Raw genomic sequence first — 20,488 nt, 5'->3', positions numbered from 1 at the left:
CCATTAATGGGGCAGCGGGGCCAGTTGCTTGTTGCGGCGGAACTTCGCCTGCAGCCGGTCGAAGTAAAGGTAGACCACCGGGGTGGTGTACAGCGTCAGCAGCTGGCTCATCACCAGACCGCCGGCGATGGTGATGCCGAGCGGCTGGCGCAGCTCCGCGCCGTCGCCGCTGGTCAGCACCAGCGGCAGCGCGCCGAACAACGCCGCCAGCGTGGTCATCATGATCGGCCGGAAACGCAGCAGGCTGGCCTGGAAAATCGCCTCGCGGGCGCTGATGCCGCCGTTGCGCTGCGCCTCGAGCGCGAAGTCGACCATCATGATGGCGTTTTTCTTCACGATGCCGATCAACAGCATGATGCCTATCAGCGCGATCAGGCTGAACGGTGCGCCGAACAGCTCGAGCGCCAGCAGCGCCCCCACGCCGGCGGAAGGCAGCGTGGAAAGGATGGTCAGCGGATGGATATAGCTCTCGTACAGCACGCCGAGCACGATATACACCGTGGCGATCGCCGCCAGGATCAGGATCAGCTGCGACTTCAGGGTGTCCTGGAATACCTGGGCGGTGCCGGCGAACGCGCCGCGCACCGTGGACGGCACGCCGAGCTGAGTCATGGTGCGCTCTACCGCGGCGGTGGCGTCCGACAGGCTGCCGCCGTCCGGCAGGTTAAAGGAGATGGTCGAGGCGGCGGACAGCCCCTGATGGTTGACCGACAGCGGCGCGTTGGCCGGCCGCCAACTGGCGAAATAAGAGAGCGGAATCGCCTTGCCTTCGTTGTTGATGATGAACATTTTGTCCAGCGAGCTCACGTCCTGGGTGTAGGGCGGCGCCACTTCCATCACCACCTTGTATTGATTGAGCGGCTGATAGATGGTCGAAATCTGCCGCTGGCCGAAGGCGTTGTTCAGCAGGTTGTTGGCGTCGGACACCGAAATGCCGAGGCGCGCCATGGTTTCGCGATCGTAGACCATATCCATTTCCGAGCCTTTATCCTGTTGATCCGAGTTGACGTCCGCCAGCTCGGGCAATGCGGCCAGCGCGGTGCGGATCTTCGGCTCCCATTCGCGCAGCGCGGCGAGATCGTCCGCCAGCAGCGTATATTGGTAGCTGGCGTTGGCCTGCCGGCCGCCGACGCGGATATCCTGCACCGCCATCAGAAACAGGCTGGCGCCCGGTTCTTTGGCCAGGCGAGCGCGCAGGCGGGCGATCACTTTCTGCGCGTCGTCGCTGCGTATCGACAGGGGTTTCAGTGAGATGAACATCGAACCGCTGTTGGTGCGCGAGCCGCCGGTAAAACCGGTGACGTTTTCCACGTCCGGATCTTCGCGCACGATTTTCATGAAGTCTTCCAGTTTGCCGCGCATCGCCTGGAACGAAATGCTTTGGTCGGCCTGGATAAAGCCCATCAGGCGCCCGGTATCCTGTTCCGGGAAGAAGGTTTTCGGGATGCTGATATACAGCCAGACGTTGAGCGCAAGGGTGGCGAGGAACACCGCCAGCACCCAGCGCGAGTGGCCGAGCACCCAGTTCAGCGAGCGTCCGTAGCCCTGCTGCAGCGCCAGCAGCATTTTGCCGAAGCCGCGCGCCCGCCGCTGCGAACGCGGCGGCTGGTGGCGCAGCAGGTAGGCGCACATCATCGGCGTGAGCGTCAGCGAGACGATGAGCGACAGCCCGATCGATACCGACAGGGTGACGGCGAACTCGCGGAACAGGCGCCCCGGCAGGCCTTCCATCAGCAGCAGCGGGATAAACACCGCCACCAGCGAAACGCTCATCGACAGCACGGTGAAGCCGACTTCCCGCGCGCCCAGCAGCGCGGCGTTGATCGGTTTCATGCCGGCTTCGACATGGCGGGAAATGTTTTCCAGCACCACGATGGCGTCGTCCACCACAAAGCCGGTGGCGATGGTCAGCGCCATCAGCGACAGGTTGTTGAGGCTGAACCCGCACAGATACATGGCGGCGAACGAGCCGATCAGCGACACCGGCACGGCGACCGCCGGGATCAGCGTGGCGCGCCCGGAGCGCAGGAAGATGAACACCACCAGGATCACCAACCCGATGGCGATCGCCAGCGACTGTTCCACCTCGGCCAGCGACGCGCGAATGGTCGGCGAACGATCCTGCGCGACGCTGAGTTTAATCGAGGCCGGGATATTCTCCTGCAGGGCGGGCAGCTCGGCGCGAATGCGATCGACGGTTTCGATGATGTTGGCGTCCGGCGCGCGGCTGATGGCCAGAATGATCGCCGGTTTGGCGTCGGTCATCCCGGCGTTGCGCACGTCTTGCACCGAGTCGTTGACCTCGGCCACGTCGGCCAAACGCACCGCCGAGCCGTTGTTGTAATGAACGATCAGCGGACGGTAGGCATCGGCGGTTTTCAGCGCGTCGTTGGCCTGGATCTGCCAGCGCTGCTGCGGGTTTTCCACGGCGCCCTGCGGGCGGCGCACGTTGGCGTTGGCGATGGCCTGCCGTACGGTGTCCAGCGACACGCCCTGATTGAACAGCGCCGAAGGGTTCAGCTCCACCCGCACCGCCGGCAGTGAGCTGCCGCCCACGGAAACGTCGCCGACGCCCTCGGTCTGGCTGATCTTCTGCGCCAGCTGGGTGGAGGCGAAATCGTAAAGCTGCCCCTGGCTGTAGGTGTCCGAGGTCAGCGTCAGGATCATGATCGGCGCGTCGGAAGGGTTGACCTTGCGGTAGCTGGGGCGGCTCGGCATGCCGGTCGGCAGCAGGCTTTGCGCGGCGTTGATCGCCGCCTGCACGTCGCGCGCGGCGCCGTTGATGTCGCGATCGAGATCGAACTGCAAAATGACCCGGGTACTGCCGAGCGAGCTCATCGAGGTCATTTCGTTAACCCCGGCGATGCGGCCCAATGCGCGCTCCAGCGGCGTCGCCACCGAGGACGCCATGGTTTCCGGCGAGGCGCCCGGCAGCGACGCGCTGATCGAAATCACCGGAAAGTCCACCTGCGGCAGCGGCGACACCGGCAGCAGGCGAAAACCGATCGCGCCGCTGATGGCGATGGCCAGCGTCAGCAGGGTGGTGGCCACCGGCCGGTGAATGAACAGGGCGAAGAATTTCACTGTAGCTCCTGCGTATCCGGCTGGCGATGCGTGTTGCGCGCCAGTTTGTCAAACAGCAGGTAGATCACCGGCGTGGTGAACAGCGTCAGGATCTGGCTCATGATCAAACCGCCGACCATACAGACGCCGAGCGGATGCCGCAGCTCCGCGCCGACACCGGTGCTCAGCATCAGCGGCAGTGCGCCGAGCAAGGCCGCCAGCGTGGTCATCAGGATCGGCCTAAAACGCAGCAGGCAGGCCTGATAGATGGCGTCGCGCGGCGATAAGCCCTGTTCGCGTTCCGCCGCCAGCGCGAAGTCGATCATCATGATGGCGTTCTTCTTCACGATGCCGATCAGCAGGATGATGCCGATGATGGCGATCACGTCCAGCTCGCTGCCGGCCATCATCAGCGCGAGCAGCGCGCCGACCCCGGCGGTCGGCAGGGTGGAGAGGATGGTGACCGGATGAATGAAGCTTTCATACAGCACGCCCAGCACGATGTACATCGCCACCACCGCCGCTAAAATCAGCCACAGCGTGCTGCCGAGCGCCGCCTGGAAGGCCAGGGTCGCCCCCTGGAATTGGGTGGTGATGTCCCTCGGCATGTTGAGATTTTCTTCCGCCTGGGTGACCGCGTCGACCGCCTCGCCGAGCGAGTAGCCGTCGGCGACGTTGAACGAAACGGTGGCCGACGGGAACTGGTCGAGATGGTTGACCGACAGCGGGCCGAAGCGCTCTTCGATTTTGGCGATGGCGCTCAGCGGCACCACGGCGCCGTCGTTGCCGCTCAGACGGATCTCATTGAGCGCCGCCAGCCCCGGCGTCGCGCTGACGTCGTGCTCCAGCACCACGCGGTATTGGTTGGCCTGGGTGTAGATGGTGGAGATCAGGCGCTGGCCGAACGCGTTGTACAGCGCATTGTCCACGTCGCTCATGGTGACGCCGAGGCGGGAGGCCGAATCGCGATCGACGTTGACGTAGGCCACCAGCCCCTGATCCTGCCAGTCGCTGGTGACGTCCGCCAGCTGCGGGGTTTGCTTCAGCTCATCCATCAGCTGCGGCACCCACAGGCTGAGATCGTCCAGCGACATCGCCTGCAGGGTGAACTGGTACTGGGTGCGGCTGACCTGGGTATCGATGGTCAGATCCTGCACCGGCTGCAGATACAGCTTCACGCCGGGGAACTGCGCCGTCTGCTGCTGCAGGCGGCTGATGATCGCCGGAATGCGCTCGCTGCGTTCGCTCAGCGGCTTCAGATTGATCTGCAGCCGGCCGCTGTTGAGCGTGGCGTTGCTGCCGTCGACGCCGACGAACGAGGTCAGGCTTTCCACCGCCGGATCTTTGAGGATCTGCGCCGCGACCTGCTGCTGGCGCTCGGCCATATTGCTGAACGAGACGCTCTGCGGCGCTTCCAGCGTGCCCTGAATGATGCCGTTGTCCTGCACCGGGAAGAAGCCTTTCGGGATCAGCAGGTACAGCAATACCGTCAGCGCCAGGGTGCCGACGGCCACGCCGAGCGTCAGCCAGGGATGGTTAAGCACCGTTTTCAGCCACTGGCCGTATCGCGCGATCACCCGGTCGAAAAAGCGCTCGGAGGCGGCGGAAAACCGGTTCTGCTTGCGCAGCGATTCGTGGCTGAGCATGCGCGCGCACATCATCGGCGTCAGCGTCAGCGACACCACGGCGGAGATCAAAATCGCTACCGCCAGCGTGACGGCGAACTCGCGGAACAGGCGGCCGACGATGTCGCCCATGAACAGCAGCGGGATCAGCACCGCCACCAGCGAGAAGGTCAGCGAGATGATGGTGAAGCCGATCTCGCCGGCGCCTTTCAGCGCGGCGTCGAGCGGTTTTTCCCCTTTCTCGATGTAGCGCGAGATGTTCTCGATCACCACGATGGCGTCGTCCACCACGAAGCCGGTGGCGATGGTCAGCGCCATCAGCGTCAGGTTGTTGATGGAGAAGCCGAGGAAGTACATGGCGGCGAAGGTGCCGACCAGCGACAGCGGCACCGCCACGCTGGGGATAATGGTCGCCGGCACGTTGCGCAGGAACACGTAGATCACCATCACCACCAGCGCGATCGCCAGCAGCAGCTCGAACTGCACGTCGCTGACCGAGGCGCGGATGGTGGTGGTGCGATCGGTCAGCACCTTGACGTCGACCGACTTGGGCAGGCTTTTAATCAGCGTCGGCAGCATTTCGCGGATGCTGTCGGCGGTGGTGATGACGTTGACGCCGGGCTGGCGCTGAATGTTCAGCACGATCGCCTGTTGCTTGTTGGCCCAGGCCGCCAGCCGGGTGTTTTCCGCTCCTTGTTCGATGGTGGCGATATCCTGCAGGCGGATCGCCGCGCCGTTCTGATAGGCGACGATCAGCTGGCGATAGTCGTCGGCGGATTTCATTTGGTCGTTGGCGGACAGGGTGACCGAGCGGGTCGGGCCGTCCAGGCTGCCTTTCGCCGAGTTGACGTTGGCGTTGCTGATGGCGGCGCGGATGGTTTCACTGTTCAGGCCATAGGCGGCGACCGCCGCGGCGTTCAATTTTACGCGCACCGCCGGGCGTTGGCCGCCGGCCAGCGTCACCAGGCCGACGCCGGTCACCTGAGAAATTTTTTGCGCCACGCGGGTTTCCACCATGTCTTCCACCTGCGTCATCGGCATGGCGGTGGAGGTCACGGCCAGCGTCAGGATCGGCGGATCGGCCGGGTTAACCTTGCTGTAGATCGGCGGGTAGGGCAGATCGGTCGGCAGCAGGTTGGTGGCGGAGTTGATCGCCGCCTGCACTTCCTGCTCCGCGACGTCGAGCGGCAGCGCCAGCTGGAACTGCAGCGTGACCACCGAGGCGCCGCCGGAGCTTTGCGACGCCATTTGTTTGAGGCCGGACATCTGGCCGAACTGGCGTTCCAACGGCGCGGTAATGGCGGAGGTCACCACGTCCGGGCTGGCGCCGGGATACAGCGTCACCACCTGGATGGTGGGGTAATCCACCTCCGGCAGGGCGGACACCGGCAGCGCGCGATAGCCGATAATCCCCGCCAGCAATATCGCCACCATCAGCAGCGTGGTGGCGACCGGACGCAGAATAAACAGGCGGGACGGACCGCCGCCGGCGTTGGGAGGCATCACCTGCATCAGGGCTTCCTCTGAACGTCAGGTTCGCGCTTGGCGTTGGCCGCCGCCGGCGCTAGCACTTCCACCTGCATGCCTTCGGTCAGGCGATCGATGCCGTCGGTCACCACCCGATCGCCGGCGTTGAGGCCGGCGCTGATCACCACCTGCCGGCTGTCCTGCACGCCGGCGGTGACCCGATGTTTGCTGACCCTGTTGTCTTCGCCGAGCGTCCAGACGAAGTTGCCCTCGTTGCCCATCTGCAGCGCGGCGGTCGGGATAACCACCGCATCGTGCAGGGTATCCACCTGCAGCCGCGCGTTGACGAACTGGTTGGGGAACAGCGCGTCATCTTCGTTGGTGAAGCGCGCTTTCAGCTTGATGGTGCCGGTGGCGGTATCAATTTGGTTGTCCAGGCTCAGCAGCGAACCGGTCGTCAGCTTGTTCTGGTTGGTGCGATCCCAGGCTTCGACGCCCACCGGCCCGGCTTTTTGCGCCTTGAGCAGATCGGCGATGTTGCCTTCGGGCAGCGTGAACACCACGTCGATCGGGTGCGTTTGCGTGATCACCACCAGACCGGTGGTGCTGCCGCTGGTGACGTAGTTGCCGACGTCGACCAGTTTCAGGCCGACGCGGCCGTCGATTGGCGCGGTGATGCGGCTGTAGGTGATCTGCAGTTTGGCGCTGTCGACCGCGCCCTGATCGGCCTTGATCGCGCCTTCGGTCTGCTGCACCAGCGAGGCTTGCGTATCCAGCTCCTGACGGGAAACCAGATTGGTTTTCACCAGCTGCTGATAGCGCGCCAGATCGCGCCGGGCGTTGGCCAGCGTGGCCTGATCTTTTGCTAACTGCCCCTGAGCCTGGGTCAACTGCACCTGGAACGGCCGGGGATCGATTTCCGCCAGCAGATCGCCGGCTTTGACCTGCTGGCCTTCGGTAAAGTGGATCGCCATCAGCTGGCCATCGACCCGGCTGGTGACGGTCACGGTATTGGCGGCGGTGGCGGTGCCCAAGCCGGAAAGATAGCGCGGCACCGTCTGGCGGGTGGCGGTCGCCGCCTGCACCGGCGACATCGGCGCGCCGCGTCTGCCGCCCGCCGCGCGGCCCGCTCCCGTTTTACCGGCGGCCTGGTGCGCGCCCGGCGTCGTCCCGGTGGCCGGTTGGGCGGCGCTGAAATGGCGCCAGGCCAGAACGGCGACGATGATCGCAATCGCCGCAACCAGCAGGCGCAGCAGCAGGGAACGACGTTGGGGTTTTGCATTCATGGTGGTGAAAATTCTCTCCAAAAGGCAGGGACGCGGGCACTCATTGCCACAAAAATGACACTCCTTACAGGATACTAGTTTAGCCAGCGAAGACGGCATAAAAATGAAGGAAATATGGAGGAACCGTCAGCATTGTCCTAATAAGTGGGTGATTTGAGCGTGCTATGTTTATAAGTGATTTATTCCGGCTTATAGCCAATGCGTTTTAACGATTTCCTGCATTTGGCGCTAATAATTAACAGGCAAATCATTTAACCCATGGAGCCTTTGTGATGAGCAAGAAACAACTGGGCCGTTCGGGCATTCAGGTGCCGGCGTTAACCTTCGGCGGCAACGTGTTCGGCTGGACGGCGGATCAAGCGACCTCTTTCAGCCTGCTGGATGCGCTGGTGGACAATCAGCTCAACTTTATCGATACCGCCGATGTCTATTCCAGCTGGGCGCCGGGCAACCGGGGCGGCGAATCGGAAACCGTCATCGGCGAATGGCTCAAGAAGAGCGGCAAGCGCGACCAGGTGATCATCGCCACCAAGGTGGGCAAACCGATGGGGGAAGGCAAACAGGGGCTGTCGCCGCGCTATATTCAGCAGGCGGTGGAGGACTCGCTGCGCCGTCTGCAAACCGATTATATCGATCTCTACCAGTCGCACGACGATGACCGCGATACGCCGCTGGAAGAGACGCTGGCGGCGTTCGATGCGCTGATCAAGGCCGGCAAGGTGCGGGCGATCGGCGCCTCCAATTATCAGGCGGATCGCCTGGAAGAAGCGCTGCGGGTGAGCGAAAGCAACGGGCTGGCGCGCTACGAAACCCTGCAGCCGGAATATAACCTGTATGCACGCGAAGGGTATGAGGCCGAGCTGGAAGGCGTGGCGCAGCGCCATGGCCTCGGGGTGATCAACTTCTTCGCGCTGGCCAGCGGCTTCCTGACCGGCAAATACCGCAGCAAAGCGGACGAGGGCAAAAGCCAGCGCGGCGATCGCATCGTCGAACGCTACCTTAACCCGCGCGGTTTCCGCATTCTGGCGGCGCTGGATCAGGTGGCGGGCAAGCACGGCAGCTCCCCGGCGCAGGTCTCGCTGGCCTGGCTGATTGCGCGCCCGAGCATCACCGCGCCGATCGTCAGCGCCACCTCGTTGCCGCAGTTGGATGAGTTGGTCAGCGCCACCCGCCTGACGCTGGATGCGGACGACATTCAGACGCTGAACCACGCCAGCGCTGAGTAAGAGCCGCCGGCGATTTTGCTCTATGCTGAAGGGGTCAATATGACTTATTCAGGAAACTGCAATGTCTGGCGATACCATCAACGACCTCGCGACGCTGGAACAGCTGTACGGCAAACCCGCCGCGCCCTCGGTGTTTAAAGAAGTCAGCTATATTCACCCGGCGTACCGCCCGTTTATCGAGGCGGCACCGTTTGCCGCCCTCTCGACGGTCGGGCCGGACGGCATGGATGTCTCGCCGCGCGGCGATCCGGCCGGTTTTATCCATATCGAAGACGAGAAAACCCTGCTGCTGCCGGATCGGCGCGGCAATAACCGCATCGACAGCCTGCGCAATATTCTGCACGACAACCGGGTGGCGCTGCTGCTGCTGATCCCCGGCATCGGCGAAACGCTGCGGATTAACGGGCGGGCGGAGATCGTGGTGGCGCCGGCGGTGCTGCAGCGCTTCGCCCACCGCAATCAGCTGCCGCGTTCGGTGCTGCGCATTCGGGTGGAGGCGGTGTTTTTCCAGTGCAGCCGGGCGATCTTGCGTTCGGGACTCTGGGAAGAGGGCAGCCGCCTCGAACGTTCGGCGCTGCCCAGCCCCGGCCATATCTTGGCCACGGTGAGCCAAACGCGCTTCGACGGTGAGGAGTACGACCAGGCGCTGCCGCAGCGGCTGAAGGATACGCTGTATTAATCGCCGCGACGTTCGCGCCACGTTTGCCGGTTCAGCCGGTACAAGACGTGCTTTTGCAGCGGATGGCCCGCCGGCAGGCGTGGGTGCAGGAAGGTTTCGCCGTCAAATTGCATGCCGATGCGCGTCATCACCCGGCGCGACGGTTGGTTGTTTTCGGCGGTGAAGGACACCATTTCCGGCAAGTGAAGCGTGTCGAAGGCGCACGCCAGCGCCGCGCGTGCCGCTTCAGCGGCGTAGCCGTTGCCCCAGTGGGCCGCCGCCAGCCGCCAGCCAATCTCCACGCAGGGGGAACAGGGCAGATCGTCGCCCGGCCGCGCCAGCCCGACAAATCCGATAAAGGGCGCGCCGTCTTTCACTTCCACCGCCCATAGCCCCCAGCCATGTTGTTGCATGAAGGCGCGGATGCGTTCGGCCTGCGCGCGGCTTTCCTCGGCCGTCATCGTCGCCGGGAAATAGCGCATCACCTGCGGATCGGCGTTAAGCGCAGCGAAGGCCGGCAGATCTTCGTCGCGCCAGGGGCGCAGGCGCAGCCTGGCGCTGTCGAGGGTAAGGATGGTTGACATGATGTATAGCCTCCAATGAGCAAGGGCGCGACGAGCCGCGCCCTTGGGCCGTCAACGGAACAGCGTTTGCGCCCAGCGCGCCAGCCCGGCGGTGACCGAGCCGAAGTCGTTGCCGCCAACGATCGGAATGCCTGGCAGCTGCTGTTGCAGCGCGGCGCGCAGCAGGGGGGAGCGCGCGCTGCCGCCGGTCAGGTAGATCACCTGCGGCGCGGTCTGGCTGCTGGCCAGCGCGGCGCTGACCTGTTCCTGGATGCGCATCAACGGCTGCGAGATGGCGTCGGCGAGCTGAGCCTGGCTGATGCTCTCCGCCAGATCGGCCTGCACGAAGCCGAGCGGCGCGCTGATGGCGGTTTGGCCGGACAGGGCTATCTTACTCTCTTCGGCCGCGCGCACCAGTCGGTAGCTCAGGCGCTGCTGGTACACTTTCAGCAGGCGTTTGACCTTTTCCGGCTCCGCCGCGTCGAGGATCAGATCGCGCAGCACGCGGCCGTTGGCGGCGCTGTAGAAGTCGTTTTGCGCCGGCACGTCGTTGGTCGCCACCGCGTTCCAGTAAGGCAGCGCCGGCAGGGCGATGCCTTTCGCGGTTTCGCCGCCCAGGCCGAACAGCGGCATCAACTGTTTGAAGGCCAGCATGATGTCCAGATCGTTACCGCCAACCCGGCAGCCGCTGTGGCCCAGCAGGCTTTGCTGGCGATCGGCGCGGTCGCGCCACTGCGGCCCCATCAGCAGCACCGAGCAGTCGGTGGTGCCGCCGCCGATGTCCACCACCAGCACGGTTTGCTCTTCGCTCAGCGTCGCCTCGAAGTCCAGCCCCGCCGCCACCGGCTCGAACTGGAATTCAATGGCTTTGAAACCGGCGCGTTCGGCGGCGCGCTGCAAAATGCCCTGCGCCTGCCGGTTGGCCTCTTCGCCGCCGATGCCCTGGAAGTTGATCGGCCGGCCGATCACCGCCTGCTCGATACCGGTCTGCAGCACGTTTTCCGCCTGGCGTTTGATGTGGAACATCATGGCGCACACCAGGTCTTCGAACAGCGCGATCTGCTGCGGTTTCAGTCCGTTGGCGCCGAGGAAGGATTTCGGCGAGCGCACGAAATACACCTCTTCCGGATCTTCCATGTAGTGCGCCAGCGCCTGCAGGCCGAACAATACGCTGTCGCCGTTGACCGGAATGTCCTCTTCGCGGTTGTAACTGATGGCGCGGCGCAGCAGCTGCTGGTTTTCTTCGCTGCCGGTCGGCACCTGCCAATGGCGGTGCAGGCATTCGCTCACCGCTTCGCGGGTCGGCGCGCACAGCATCGAAGGCAGATACGGTTCGTTGTTTTCCAGCGTCAGCAGCTCGGGGCCGTGGTCGCGCATCACCGCGACGGAACAGTTGGCTGTCCCGTAATCGAATCCAATAAACATCTCTTTTTTGTCCCCATGCCAATGAAGGGGGGCGACTTTACCCGAGACGGGGCCGGCGGGCAATGCGCCAATGCGCGAGTGTCGAAAAATTTAGCGGGCGCGGCATCGGCATGCTTAACTTAATGTCCGAATTCCGCACGTCAGCGCGCCAGGCGAGCCCTATAATGCAGAAAAAACCGAACCCGAGCGTTGCCATGAATACTCAACAGCAAGCGTTGTACGACGCGCTGCGCGCGCGTGACCGCAAATTCGACGGCCGCTTTTTCGTCGGCGTCTCTTCCACCGGCATCTATTGCCGCCCGGTGTGCAGCGCCCGCACGCCGAAGCTGGAAAACTGCACCTTTTATCCGAGCGCGGCGGCGGCCGAGCTGGCGGGCTTTCGCCCCTGCCTTAAATGCCGGCCGGAGCTGGCGCCCGGCCTGGCGCTGATCGATCTGGGCAATCGCTATGCGCAGGTGGCGGTGCAGCTCATCGAGCAGGGCTATCTGTCCGAACACAGCTGCGAAGCGCTGGCGGCGCGGCTTGGCATTTCCGATCGCCACCTGCGGCGCATCTTCGCCGAACAGTTTGGCGCTTCGCCGATCGATTACGCGCAGTCGCACCGGTTGCTGCAGGCCAAACGCCTGCTGGCGGACACCGATCTGCCGCTCAGCGAGGTGGCGTTCGCCGCCGGTTTCGGCAGCCTGCGGCGTTTCAACGAGCTGTTCAAGGCGCGCTATCGCCTGATCCCGTCTGCGCTGCGCAGCGGCGGCGCGCGCGGTGAGCGGGCCGCCGCCAGCGGGTTGGTGTTTCACCTGGGCTATCGGCCGCCTTATGACTGGGATCGCATGCTGAATTTCCTGCAGGCGCGCGCCGTGCAGGGCGTGGAACGGGTCGAGGGACGCCGCTACCTGCGTTCGATCGCCGTCAACCAGGGCGGCACGGAATATCGCGGCTGGGTCAGCGTGCAGCCGGAGGAAGCGCGCAACCGGGTCAGGGTCGAGATCGCGCCTGCGCTCAGTTTGGTGACGACGGAGGTGCTGCGTCGCGTGCGCCTGCTGTTTGATCTGGACGCCGCGCCGGATCGCATCAATGAGGCGCTGGGCTCGCTGGCGGCCGATGCGCCGGGGCTGCGCCTGCCGGGCTGCGTGAACAGCTTCGAGCAGGCGGCGCGGGCGGTGCTGGGGCAGTTGGTCAGCGTGAAAATGGCGGCGACCTTCGCCGGGCGGATGGCCGAACGCTGGGGAGAGCCGCTGGCGGCGCCGCACGAGGGCATTACCCACGTTTTCCCCAGCGCCGAACGGGTGGCGCAGCTGCAGCCCGAAGCACTGCGCCCGCTCGGGGTGCAGCTGAAGCGCGCGGCGGCGCTGATCGAGATCGCCCGCGCGCTGGGCGAAGGGCGGCTGCAGCTCGACAACGTGCTGGATATCGACCAGGGCATCAGGGCGCTGACCGCGCTGCCGGGCATCGGCAACTGGACCGCCAGCTATATCGCGATGCGCGCCTGGTCTTGGCCGGACGTGTTCCTGGCCGGCGACTACCTGATCAAACAGCGTTTCCCCGGCATGACGCCGCGCCAGATCGAACGCTATGCCGAACGTTGGCGCCCGTGGCGCTCTTACGCCACGCTGCATCTGTGGCACAACGACGGCTGGGCGCCGGAAGGGGAGGATTGAGCATTCGGGCTAGCGGGGGGGCTCGATCAGCTGCAGCAGGCGGCTCATGCCCTCGCGCATCAGGAACGCCAGCAGCTTTTCCCGCTCGGCCGGCGTCAGGTGGTAGTAATACTCGATCCAGACCCGTATCGGATCCTGGCGTTTGACGTCGTAGCCCGGAGGGTCTGTCTCGCGCAAGGCCGACAGGCTGCGCGCGCCGTACGGCAGGCTGTCGATATGGTATTCCAGCGCTTTGCCCTGCACGCCGCTGCGGCGGCGGCTGAGCCAGCCTTCGCGCCGGGCCATCAAATTGACCCCTTGCGGGGTTGAAGGCAACCCCGCCTTGCCCATCAGTTCCCTGGCGGAAAACCATTTCTTTTCCATAGTCCCTTATCCCTGAGCCATCACATGTCGAGGAAAATCAACGGATACGCTGATGTTCGCATGGGAGTTTCATCTTATTTAATCGTTTAAGCTTCAGGTGTTATTTATATCACTAATCTCGCATGGGTTAACACAATGTGAATAACGGGAGTGCGGCGCCGCCCGCGAGACGGCGCCGGTGAGGGGGAGGGGTTAGCGAATGCCGAAGTAGCCGTCGCTGAGCAACACCGCCAGCGGCTGCTCCAGCGCTACCTGATCGCCATCCGCCAGATCGACGCCGATATCGCGCAGCGCCTGCAGCGTCACCGGCTGGTGGGCCGGCCCGGCGAGCGTCTGCGCTTTGATCCGATGCGCCGCGCCGTTGAGCATCGAGACCATCAGTTCATCCATCTGGTTGCAGTGCACGTTGGTGATAAAGCGTTCATCGACGCGAATGATGTCGATTTTCTGATCGCCCAGTTCATCGAAGGCATTGATGTTATGCCCGAAGCCATTGACGATCAGCCGGCAGCCCAGTTGCTGCAGTTCGCGAAGACACGCCCGGCACTGCGCGGCGTGTTCCAGCACCACGGCCTCATCGACGCTGAACAGCAGTGCCCGCGGCGGCAGCGAGGAGGCGCGCACCGTTTCCGTCAGCTCGCGTTGGAAGTCGGTGTTCAGCAGGCTGTCGGTGGCCAGCGGCAACGCGAGCGACAGCCCCTTGCGCTTGATGTCGTCGGCGCAGTGCACCAGCAGCTGCGCCACCGTCCAGCGGTCGATGTCCGGCATCAGGCCGTACAGCTGCGCGGCGGCGATGAATGCCTCGTGCGGCAGCGGCCGATCGTCCGGCGCCATCACCTGCAGCTTCACCTGGTGGAACGCGGCCGACAGCGGCGTCGCCGGCGGCGCGACCGCGCGGGTCAGCAGCCGCAGCTGCCCCTCGCTGACGATCGTCTGCACTTCCTGCAGGCTCAGCAATTCATGCTGCCGCTCCAGCAGCTGTTTTTGCCGCGCTTCATACAGATACACCTGGCCGCGCCCGTGGTGCTTGGCGGTGTAGCAGGCGATGTCGGCCTGGGCCAGCAGCTCGCTGCTTTTGGCGTCGCCGCCGATGCGCGTGATGCCGGCGCTGGCGCCGACGCGATAAATTTTCCCTTCCCAGTAGAACGGATGCTGGCTGATTTGGTTGACCACCTGTTGCATCAGCGATTTGGCCTGCTCCGGCCGGCAGTCGAACAGGATCAGGCCGAATTCGTCGCCGCCCAGCCGGGCCAGGCAGTCGCTGTTGCGCAGCTGGTGCCGCATCAGCTGGGCGATGTCCCGCAGCAAGGCATCGCCCGCCGCGTGGCCGGCGGTGTCGTTCACCGCCTTGAACCGATCCAGATCGAGGAACACCAGCGAATGCGGCGGTGACGGTTCCCCGCCGGCGACGATTGCCGCTTTCAGCTGCTTCTCGAAGCTGGCGCGGTTCGGCAGGCCGGTCAGCGCGTCGTGCGAGGCGCTGTAGCTGAGCTTTTTCATCAGTTCGCGCGAGGCGGTGACATCCTGCAGCACCATCACCGCGCCCATGGTTTCACCGTCGAGGGTTTTTAGCGGTGAGACAGACTGCTGCACGTCGAAATAGCGCCCGTCGCGGCTGTGCAGCACCAATGCGTAATCCGCCGGCCACTGCCGTGGATATTGCGTGAGGTTTTCGATTTCCGGGCCGTCTTTGCCGTTGGTCAGGCGCACCACGCCGGCGACGGGCATACCGATCGCCAGATCGAGCGGCCAGCCGCACATCTGCTCGGCCACCGGATTCATAAAGGTAATGCGCAGGTGGCTGTCGGTGGAGATCACCCCTTCGCCGATGGCGTCGAGGGTGATGTGCAAACGCTCTTTCTCCTCGTGCAGCGCTTCGGCGAGGCTCTTGAGCTCGGTCATGTCGATATTGGTGCCGATCATGCGCAGCGGCCTGCCCTGATCGTCGAGGATCACGTTGCCCTGGCCGCGAATATGGCGCACGCTGCCCTGACGGGTCACGATGCGGTATTCCATGACGAAAGGCTTGGGGTCGGCCAACAGCGCGGCCAGCTCGCGATCGGTGCGGTCGCGATCTTCCGGCACCAACAGGGTGCGCCACAGCGCCAGCGTCGGCGTTTGGTCGGGATTGAGATCGTAGAGTTCGAACATGCGCTGATCCCAGGTGAAGTTTTCCTGGCTCATCACCCATTCCCAGATGCCGACGCCGCCCACCTGATTGGCCAGCGTAATGCGCTCCACCAGTCGGTTGTTTTCCGCCTGGCTGCGCTTCAAATCGCTGATGTCCTCCACCTGCGAGATGAAATACAGCGGCAGGCCTTCGGCGTCGCGCACCAGCGAGACCGCCAGCAGCGCCCAGACGGTCTGGCCGTCGCTGCGGATGTAGCGTTTCTCCATGGTGTAGCTGCTGATATGGCCATCGAGCAGGTCGTGCAACTGGCTGAGATCGGCGGTGAGATCGTCGGGATGCGTAATTTCTTGAAAGGTCAGCTTATGCAGCGCCTCAGGCGTATAGCCGAGCAGCGCGCACAGCGCCTGATTGACCTGCAGCCATTTCCCCTGCGGCGACACCAGCGCCATGCCGATGGCGGAATACTCCAGCGCGCTGCGAAAGCGGCTTTCGCTCTCGACGATGTGCTGTTTTTCCACCCGAAAGGCGTGCATCACCACCGCCATCGCGTGCGCCGGGATTAAAATCAGCAGCATCGGCAAGTACAGACCGAGATCGCCAAGGTGCTTGCCGGAAGCCTGGAAATGCAGCAACCCCAGCGAAATCATCACGGTGATCAGCAAGAGGGTGCAGAAGCAAACGGTGAACGCCTCAAAACGCGGCAGTGCGATGGCTGCCCACAGCAGCGGCAAAATCACGAACGTGAACGGAAAAGGCAGGTAGGTCAGCGCCACAAAGCTGAAAGCCAGCGTAACCATCAGCGTCAGCAATAATGGAAACGGGTTCAGCGCCGTCAGGGTGCGACGATTATAAGAGAGGCCGATCGGCGCCAGCGACAGCACCCCTATCGCTTCGGAAATGAACCAGGTACCGAACGGCTGCCAAAAAGGCTGGCCTGGCGCGGGCACCAGGCCGGCGGCCAGCAGCGCGCTGAACAGCGGGGTAAAAATTACCGCGCACACCACAAAACGCAGCCAACTGGCGAGATCGTTCAACGGATCGTACGGGTGTAGCATGCGGCGCAGCAGCAGGGCGCAAACCGCCGCTTCCAGCAGGTTGATGGCGGCCAGCTTGATGGGCGTGGCGCTGACGCCGAACAGCAAGAAGCTGGCGAGCACGATGCCGAGGCCGCTGGCCAACAGCGGCAGGCCCCAGTGGCGCGGGGCGTGGCGGTACAGCACCGCGATAGCGGCGGCGGTCGGAAACCACAGCGGGGTGAAGTGGCTGGCTTCGCTGGACAGCGACAGGCTCAGCAAGGCGAGCAGAAACGTCGCCAGCGCCACTAACAGGGAATGCGTCAGCACGACGCCTTTGTGGGTGCCGAACGTGTTCGGCGCGCTGATCTCCATAGACACCCTTACCGATGGCCTCTGTCAGTGATTGGATTCATGACGTGGATGAATTAAGACGATTTATTGGCAAAGGGTAGTACAGCGCGAGAGGAAAACCTACCGGGATGGCCGACTTTACTGCGTTAACGCAAACCCGGCGACAGAATGGCGAAAAAGCCGGCGCGCGGCCGGCTTTTCGCGTATTACAGCAGGAACAGGGTGGCGAGGCCGAGGAAGATGAAAAAGCCGCCGGTATCGGTCAGCGCGGTGATGAGCACGCTGGAGCCGACCGCCGGATCGCGGCCCACTTTGAGCATGGTCATCGGGATCACTACGCCCATCAGCGCCGCCAGCAGCAGATTGAGCAGCATCGCCAGCGTCATCACGCCGCCCATCGCCGCGTCGCCGTACAGCAGCCAGGTGATGACGCCCATGATGCCGCCCCACACCACGCCGTTGATGATGGCGACGCCCAGTTCCCTGAGCATCAGGCGCGAGATGTTGCCGACTTCGATCTGGTGCAGCGCCAGCGCGCGCACGATCATGGTGATGGTCTGGTTGCCGGTGTTGCCGCCGATACCGGCGACGATCGGCATCAGCGCCGCCAGCGCCACCAGCTGGGAAATGGTGTGTTCGAACAGGCCGATCACCCGCGAGGCGATGAATGCGGTGCAGAGGTTGATCGCCAGCCAGGCCCAGCGGGTCTTGACCGCCTTGCTGACCGGGGCGAACACGTCTTCTTCCGGGCTCAAACCGCCCATGCGGCGCAGGTTGGTGTCGCTCTCTTCGTTGACGGCGTCGACGATCTCTTCGATGGTCAGGCGGCCCATCAGTTTGCCCTTGGCGTCAACCACCGGGGCGCTGATCAGGTCGTAACGTTCGAACGCGCCGGCCGCTTCATCGGCCTTGTCTTCGGGCTGAAAGGTGGCGGGATCGCTGTCCATCACTTCGCGCACCGGGATCTCCGGATCGTTCAGCAGCACTGCGGTCAGCGGCAGCTCGCCCAACAGGGTGTTTTTGCGATCGGTGACGAACAGTTTATCGGTGGCGTCGGGAATGGTTTTGCGCATGCGCAAGAAGCGATGCACCGCGCCGAGCGTGACGTCCGGCCGCACCGTCACCAGTTCGAAATCCATCATCCAGCCGACGCTGTCTTTGGCGTACTGGCTCATCTCGCGCACCTGGGCGCGCTGCTCCGGCTCCAGCGAGGTCAGCAACCGGCCCATCAGGTTACGCGGCAGGTATTGCGCCAGGTAGGCCTGTTCGTCGACGTCCAGCGTTTTGATCGCTTTGAGCAGGTCTTTGTCGCTCATTTCCTCGATCAGGCTGTCCCAGACCGGTTCGGCGACCTCCACCAGCGTCTGGCCGCGCTTGCTGTTGCCCACCAGCCGCCACAGCGCCATACGTTCGTCCTGCGGCAGCGCCTCCAGCAGGTCCGCCAGGTCGGCGGCGTGCATATCGTCCAACAGACCGGTGATTTCCGCCGTCTGGTTCAGCAGTTCGCTTTGGCTGAGGGCGTGTTCATCCCCTGGCCGGCCGAGAATGCCGTCGACCAACTCCTTATTGTTCAACAGCAGAGTGAGAATGCGCTGGCGGTATTCAGCGACTTTTTTGACGTTATGGGTTGCGGCTGACATGGTGTTCCTTTACGGGCGCTCGGCGTTCCTGACGCAGGCTCATTAAAAGATAGAGCATAGCGGGTGCCGGCGTCATTTTTATGAAACGGCCGGGGTGCGGCGGTTATTCAGAGGAGGCGTCCTGTTGCGGCGCGCTGACTTCGGCGGCGTTTTGCGCAGCGGCCTGCTTTTTTTCCTGATGATGAGGCACCGCCACCACGGCGGCGTACAGCAGTCGGCCGACTAAAATGATAAAGCTGATAAACAACACTATCTTCGTCATCTGTCCGGTGGTTTTCTTGCGCATATATCACCCGGTATGCCGGTGTCCTGTGTTATTCGCTCGAGAATTTGTAAGCGGATTTTAGGCGCTGATGACAAAAGTTGTCCATTTTTTTCCGGCGTGCGGGGCGGTGCATTAGGGCTTCGTTTAGGTTGACGGGGCGAGGGCGGAAAGAAAAACCCCCTGTCTGGCAGGGGGTGGGGGATCAGGCGGAGCGCTGTTCGTTTTGCGAGCCTTCTTCTTCGATCAGCAGCTTCCAGCCGACGACGTCGTTCCAGTAGGCCTGTTCGCGCTCGAAATCGAGCTGCACCAGGTTGTTTTGTGCCAGGTAGCCGGCCGGGAAGCGCAGCGTCCAGTGGTTGTCGTCGGTGGTCAGGCGCAGCGTTTCCGGCGTGGTGGTCGACTGACGCTGGTTGTTGAGCAGGGTGCTCAGACGCAGCAGCTGGATCAGCGGCAGGTAGTGCTTCTTCTTGAACAGGTTGAGGCGCGGCAGCTCTTCGAGCTTGATCGCCTTGCGGTGGAAACGCACCAGCGCCGCCAGCAGCAGCTGCTGTTCCTGGTTGAAGCCAGGCAGGTTGGAGTTTTGCAGAATGTAGGCCGAATGGCGGTGCATGCCGCTGTGGTTGATGCTTAGCCCCACCTCGTGCAGCATGGCGGCCCATTTCAGCAGCGCTTCCAGCTGCGGATGCGCCAGCTTGGTGTTTTGCGCCATCCACTGCGAGTAGAGCAGCTCGGTGGTTTCCAGCACCCGCTTGGCCTGTTCGCGGTCGATGTTGTAGTGATCGGCCAGGCTCTTGGCGGTGCGGCTGCGGATGTCCTGATGGCGGAAGCGGCCTTCCATTTCATACAGCACGCCTTCGCGCAGCGCGCCGTCGGACAGGCGCAGATCGCGGATCGCCAGCGCGTCGAACACGCCGCACAGGATAGCCAGCCCCGGCACGAACACCGATTGGCGATCCTCCGACAGCCCCGGCAGGCTCAGCGAGCTGAAGCTTTTGAACTGCAGCACCTGTTCGGCGAGCATTTCCAGGCGATCCAGGGTGATGAGACCGTCTTTTTCCCCCATCGCCACCAGCACTTCGTGGGCGGCCTTGATGGTGCCCGAGGCGCCCAGCGCGTACTGCCAGCCCTGAATGCGGTACTGCCAGGCCAGCGTTTCCAATTTTTGCGCCGCCGCCAGCCGCGCGCGGCGGAAGTTGTTTTTGCTGATCTCGCCGCCCGGGAAGAACAGCTGGGCGAAGCTGACGCAGCCCATGCGGCGGCTTTCCGCCAGCAGCGGCTCGAAGTCTTCGCCGATCACCAGCTCGGTGGATCCGCCGCCGATGTCGATCACCAGCTTGCGGCCTTTCTCCGGCTGAGTGTGCTCCACGCCCATGAAGATCAGGCGCGCCTCTTCCTGGCCGGCGATGATTTCTATCGGGTAGGGGATCACTTTGGCGGCGCGTTTGAGGAACACTTCGGCGTTCACCGCCTGACGCAGGGTATGGGTGCCGACGATGGTGACGTTATCCGCCGGGAAGCCCTGCAGCCGTTCGGCAAACAGCGCCAGGCAGGCCAGGCCGCGCTCTATCGCCTCTTCACTGAGTACGTTGTTGCTGTCCAATCCGTCGGCGAGATGCACCCGCTGTTTTAAACGGCCCAATACCTGTAAGGCGCCGTTGACGACGCGGGCGATCACCATGTGGAAACTGTTCGACCCGAGGTCGATGGCGGCGATTTCCTGCGGTTTGTTCGTTGCAGTGTTTTTTAGCGGCATA

At 63.6% G+C, this 20,488-nt stretch carries 13 protein-coding genes; 3 read left to right on the top strand and 10 right to left on the bottom strand.

What is annotated here, in order from left to right; all coding sequences use genetic code 11:
• Positions 1-3 precede the first annotated feature (3 nt).
• The 3 genes from mdtC to ACJ8HN_RS18495 are packed head-to-tail and all read right to left on the bottom strand — an operon-like array spanning position 4 to position 7,441.
• A complete protein-coding gene (gene mdtC, locus ACJ8HN_RS18505) occupies positions 4-3,084 on the bottom strand; it encodes a multidrug efflux RND transporter permease subunit MdtC (RefSeq protein ID WP_442523800.1) in 3,081 nt (1,026 codons plus the stop codon).
• On the bottom strand, positions 3,081-6,200 hold the full coding sequence (locus ACJ8HN_RS18500; RefSeq protein ID WP_049194873.1) for an MdtB/MuxB family multidrug efflux RND transporter permease subunit: 3,120 nt from the start codon (positions 6,198-6,200) through the stop codon (positions 3,081-3,083). The genes mdtC and ACJ8HN_RS18500 overlap by 4 nt, the downstream gene beginning before the upstream one ends.
• On the bottom strand, positions 6,200-7,441 hold the full coding sequence (locus tag ACJ8HN_RS18495; RefSeq protein ID WP_442523799.1) for an MdtA/MuxA family multidrug efflux RND transporter periplasmic adaptor subunit: 1,242 nt from the start codon (positions 7,439-7,441) through the stop codon (positions 6,200-6,202). The genes ACJ8HN_RS18500 and ACJ8HN_RS18495 overlap by 1 nt, the downstream gene beginning before the upstream one ends.
• Before the next feature lie 272 nt (positions 7,442-7,713).
• On the opposite strand from ACJ8HN_RS18495, the gene ACJ8HN_RS18490 reads away from it, so the two are divergent.
• Positions 7,714-8,667, top strand: coding sequence for an aldo/keto reductase (locus ACJ8HN_RS18490; protein WP_041036271.1), 954 nt, complete (start codon positions 7,714-7,716; stop codon positions 8,665-8,667).
• A gap of 61 nt (positions 8,668-8,728) precedes the next feature.
• Entirely contained in the window at positions 8,729-9,346 is a 618-nt protein-coding gene (locus ACJ8HN_RS18485) for a pyridoxamine 5'-phosphate oxidase family protein (protein ID WP_060439452.1), read from the top strand.
• Here the strand turns inward: ACJ8HN_RS18485 and ACJ8HN_RS18480 are convergent.
• On the bottom strand, positions 9,343-9,909 hold the full coding sequence (locus ACJ8HN_RS18480; protein ID WP_442523798.1) for a GNAT family N-acetyltransferase: 567 nt from the start codon (positions 9,907-9,909) through the stop codon (positions 9,343-9,345). The two genes, ACJ8HN_RS18485 and ACJ8HN_RS18480, sit on opposite strands and share 4 nt — an antisense overlap.
• A 51-nt stretch (positions 9,910-9,960) precedes the next feature.
• Positions 9,961-11,313 carry a molecular chaperone gene (gene yegD, locus ACJ8HN_RS18475; RefSeq protein WP_033648831.1) on the bottom strand — a complete coding sequence of 451 codons (1,353 nt, stop codon included), beginning with the start codon at positions 11,311-11,313 and terminating at the stop codon, positions 9,961-9,963.
• Between the two features lie 164 nt (positions 11,314-11,477).
• On the opposite strand from yegD, the gene alkA reads away from it, so the two are divergent.
• Positions 11,478-12,968, top strand: a complete 1,491-nt coding sequence (gene alkA / locus ACJ8HN_RS18470; RefSeq protein WP_060423946.1) for a DNA-3-methyladenine glycosylase 2 — start codon at positions 11,478-11,480, stop codon at positions 12,966-12,968.
• A 9-nt stretch (positions 12,969-12,977) separates the two neighbouring features.
• On the opposite strand, the gene ACJ8HN_RS18465 is transcribed toward alkA, so the two are convergent.
• The 5 genes from ACJ8HN_RS18465 to ppx form a co-directional block, all read right to left on the bottom strand.
• Positions 12,978-13,331, bottom strand: coding sequence for a DNA-binding protein (locus ACJ8HN_RS18465; protein ID WP_033635531.1), 354 nt, complete (start codon positions 13,329-13,331; stop codon positions 12,978-12,980).
• 192 nt (positions 13,332-13,523) lie between these two features.
• Positions 13,524-16,850 (bottom strand): diguanylate cyclase, encoded by a 3,327-nt coding sequence (locus ACJ8HN_RS18460; RefSeq protein ID WP_442523797.1) that lies wholly within the window; start codon positions 16,848-16,850, stop codon positions 13,524-13,526.
• A gap of 185 nt (positions 16,851-17,035) precedes the next feature.
• Positions 17,036-18,469: a magnesium transporter gene (mgtE, locus tag ACJ8HN_RS18455; RefSeq protein ID WP_033654569.1), complete on the bottom strand. Its 1,434-nt coding sequence runs from the start codon at positions 18,467-18,469 to the stop codon at positions 17,036-17,038.
• A gap of 103 nt (positions 18,470-18,572) precedes the next feature.
• On the bottom strand, positions 18,573-18,755 hold the full coding sequence (locus ACJ8HN_RS18450) for a YfgG family protein (RefSeq protein WP_004941600.1): 183 nt from the start codon (positions 18,753-18,755) through the stop codon (positions 18,573-18,575).
• Between the two features lie 181 nt (positions 18,756-18,936).
• Positions 18,937-20,487 carry an exopolyphosphatase gene (gene ppx / locus ACJ8HN_RS18445; RefSeq protein ID WP_033635528.1) on the bottom strand — a complete coding sequence of 517 codons (1,551 nt, stop codon included), beginning with the start codon at positions 20,485-20,487 and terminating at the stop codon, positions 18,937-18,939.
• Between the last annotated feature and the right edge of the window lies 1 nt (position 20,488).

Origin of the sequence: Serratia sp. CY29653, assembly GCF_052169255.1 — a bacterium.
GTDB lineage: Bacteria > Pseudomonadota > Gammaproteobacteria > Enterobacterales > Enterobacteriaceae > Serratia > Serratia sarumanii.
Note: the sequence above shows the minus strand (reverse complement) of the source record. Positions and strands in the feature narration are given on the sequence as shown.